Below are 3,067 nucleotides of genomic sequence, written 5' to 3' on the forward strand. Positions count from 1 at the left end.
ACTTCTCGGATCGGCTCTGCAGATCAACGCCAAGTCGTTCTCCTCGGCGATGTCGGGCGCGCTCGTCTCCGCCGTGTCGGGGAGCAAGCAGCTCGACGACGTGTTCAAGTCGCTGGTGCTGCGGCTCTCCGACCTGACGCTGAAGTCGGCGCTGACGCCGCTGACCGGCGGGATCGCGAGCGGCCTGCAGAGCCTGCTCTCCAGCTTTTCGGGCGGCGGCGGCGCGGCGCCGTTCGGCGTCGTCGCGGCACAGGGGGCGATAAAGCCGTTCGCGGCCGGCGGGGTGATCGGCACGCCGACCTACTTTCCGCTCGCCGCCGGCGGGGTCGGGCTCGCCGGCGAGGCGGGGCCGGAGGCGATCGTGCCGCTCGCCCGCGCCGCCGACGGCCGGCTCGGCATCGCCGGCGGGGGCGGGGGCGCGACGCAGGTGACCGTCAACATCGCGGCGCGCGATCCGGCGAGCTTCCGCGGCTCCGAGGTCTATCTGACCGGCCAGATCGCCCGCGCCGTCGCCCGCGGCCGCCGCGGGATGTGAGCAGGTCACATTGGAGATCATCGTCGTCATTCCGGGGCGCGGGCCGAAGGCGCGCGAACCCGGAATCCAGCGGCGGACTCCTTCGTGGCTGGATTCCGGGTTCGGCGCTGTGCGCCGCCCCGGAATGACTCCGATCCGGTTCGTCGATTCGACATGGGAAGTGTGTCATGGCGGCGTTTCACGAGGTGCTGTTTCCGCTCGACGTCGCGCTGAAGAGCGCCGGCGGGCCGGAGCGGCGGACCGAGATCGTCACGCTCGGATCGGGGCGCGAGGAGCGCAACGCGCGCTGGGCGCATTCGCGCCGGCGCTACGACGCCGGCTACGGCGTCAAGACGCTCGCCGCGCTCTCCGCCGTCGTCGCCTTCTTCGAGGAGCGGCGCGGCCGCCTGCACGGCTTTCGCTGGCGCGACCGGCTCGACCATTCCTCCGCGGCGGCCGGTGCGCCGACGCCGCTCGACCAGCCGATCGGCACGGGGGACGGTGCGACGGCGACCTTTCCGCTCGTGAAGACCTATGGCGGCGTGCACGCGCCGTATCGCCGGCCGATCGTCAAGCCGGTCGCCGGCAGCGTCGTCGTCGCGGTGGACGGCGTCGTGCAGGGGGAGGGGACGCAGGTCTCCTGCGATCCGATCTCCGGCGTCGTGACGTTCCTGTCCGGCCACGCGCCGGCGAGCGGCGCCGTGATCACGGCCGGCTTCCTGTTCGACGTGCCGGTGCGCTTCGACACGGACTATCTGGAGATCGACCTCTCCGCCTTCGAGGCGGGCGCGATCCCGAAGATTCCGCTGATCGAGATCCGGCCGTGAGCGCGCCCTGCGCTCCGCGGCTTTTTGGCGAGCAACTGATCATGAGACAGATTCCCGAAGCTCTGCGTGAGCAGCTCGCGTCCGGCGTCACGACGCTCTGCCGCTGCTGGCGGCTGGTGCGCGCCGACGGCGTCACGCTCGGCTTCACGGATCACGACGAGGATCTGATGCTCGACGCCACCCCGTGCCGGGCCGGCAGCGGGCTCGACGCGTCGGAGGCGACGGCGCGCTTCGGCCTGCAGGTCGACGGTGGCGAGGTGTTCGGCGCGCTCGCCGACGACGCGCTGAGCGAGGCCGACCTCGCGGCCGGGCGTTACGACGCGGCGACCATCGAGACCTGGCTGGTCGACTGGAGTGCGCCGTCGACGCGCCTGCTGCTCGCCGTCGCGACGCTCGGCGAGGTGCGGCGCGAGGGCGCCGCCTTCACGGCCGAGCTGCGCTCGCTCGCCGAAAAGCTCGGGCAGGAGAGCGGGCGCGTCTACACGGTGGCCTGCACGGCCGATCTCGGCGACGCCCGCTGCCGGGTGGACCTCTCTGCGGCGAGCCTCTCGGCGAGCGGAACGGTCGCGAGCCTCGACGCCACCGCGACGGTCCGGGTCGCCGGGCTCGAAGCCTTCGGCGACGGATGGTTCACGGCCGGCCGGCTCGCCTTCACGAGTGGCGCCAATGCCGGTCTCGCCAGCGAGGTGAAGCGGCACGTCGTCGACGCGACCGGTGTCGTCGTCACGCTGTGGCAGGCGATGCCGGAGCCGATCGCGCCGGGCGACGCCTTCGTGATCACGGCCGGCTGCGACAAGCAGTTCGCCACCTGCCGCGACCGCTTCGGCAATGCCGCCAACTTCCGCGGCTTCCCGCACATCCCCGGCAACGACTACGTGATCAGCCACGCGTGAGTCGCGGGCGTGGGGGATGCCGATCATGGACTTCGGCGCTCGGGGCTTTCCCCCCACCCCCGACCCCTCCCCGCCATTCGCTGGTGCGAATGGGGGGAGGGGAGCCACAGCGCCTCGGCTCCCCTCCCCCAGCGAGCGAAGCTCGTGGCGGGGAGGGGTCGGGGGTGGGGGGCTGCAGCCGAAGTGATCACGTGAGAGCGTAGGAGGAGTCCCCGTGTCGACGGCCGCATCCATCACCCGTGAAGACATCGTCGCCGAGGCGCGGCGGTGGATCGGGACGCCGTACCGGCACCAGGCGTCTCTGCAGGGCGTCGGCTGCGACTGCCTCGGGCTGTTGCGCGGGGTCTGGCGGTCGGTCCACGGCGACGAGCCCGAGCCGGTGCCGCCCTACACGCCCGACTGGGCCGAGGCGACCGGCCGTGACGCGCTTCTCGCCGCCGCGACCCGCCATCTGATCACGATCGACGCGGCGGCGGCGCGGCCCGGCGACGTGCTGCTGTTCCGCTGGCGGCCCGGCCTGCCGGCCAAGCACGCCGCCATCGTCGTCTCCGACACCACCATGGTGCATGCGCACGATGGTGCCAGCGTCGCCGAGGTGGCGATCGCCCCGTGGTGGCGCCGCCGTATCGCCGGCGCCTTCGCGTTTCCGGGCGCGATCGACTGACCCGTGCGCGGAGTCGCGGGCGCGACAGCCCACCGCCGATCGATCACACCGTTCGGTGTCGATCAGCTCACCGTCATTCCGGGGTGCGCCGCAGGCGCGAACCCGGAATCCACCCACCGACTCCGAGCTCTCGGCTGGAGTCCGGGTTCGGCGCTGCGCGCCGCCCCGG

General features: G+C 72.7%; 4 protein-coding genes. All 4 read left to right on the forward strand.

The window, feature by feature from the left end:
* The coding region (locus ABTU92_RS28705; RefSeq protein ID WP_408094980.1) for a phage tail tape measure protein at positions 1 to 535 on the forward strand (535 nt) is incomplete at its 5' end.
* Between the two features lie 167 nt (positions 536 to 702).
* Positions 703 to 1,341: a TIGR02217 family protein gene (locus tag ABTU92_RS28710; RefSeq protein WP_408094981.1), complete on the forward strand. Its 639-nt coding sequence runs from the start codon at positions 703 to 705 to the stop codon at positions 1,339 to 1,341.
* Between the two features lie 41 nt (positions 1,342 to 1,382).
* Complete coding sequence (locus ABTU92_RS28715) at positions 1,383 to 2,234, forward strand: DUF2163 domain-containing protein (protein WP_408094982.1); 852 nt, start codon at positions 1,383 to 1,385, stop codon at positions 2,232 to 2,234.
* A gap of 214 nt (positions 2,235 to 2,448) precedes the next feature.
* Positions 2,449 to 2,898, forward strand: coding sequence for an NlpC/P60 family protein (locus ABTU92_RS28720; protein WP_408094983.1), 450 nt, complete (start codon positions 2,449 to 2,451; stop codon positions 2,896 to 2,898).
* The last annotated feature ends 169 nt before the right edge of the window (positions 2,899 to 3,067 follow it).

The sequence above is a fragment of the Rhodoplanes sp. SY1 genome, assembly GCF_046000175.1.
Classification (GTDB): Bacteria; Pseudomonadota; Alphaproteobacteria; order Rhizobiales; family Xanthobacteraceae; genus Rhodoplanes.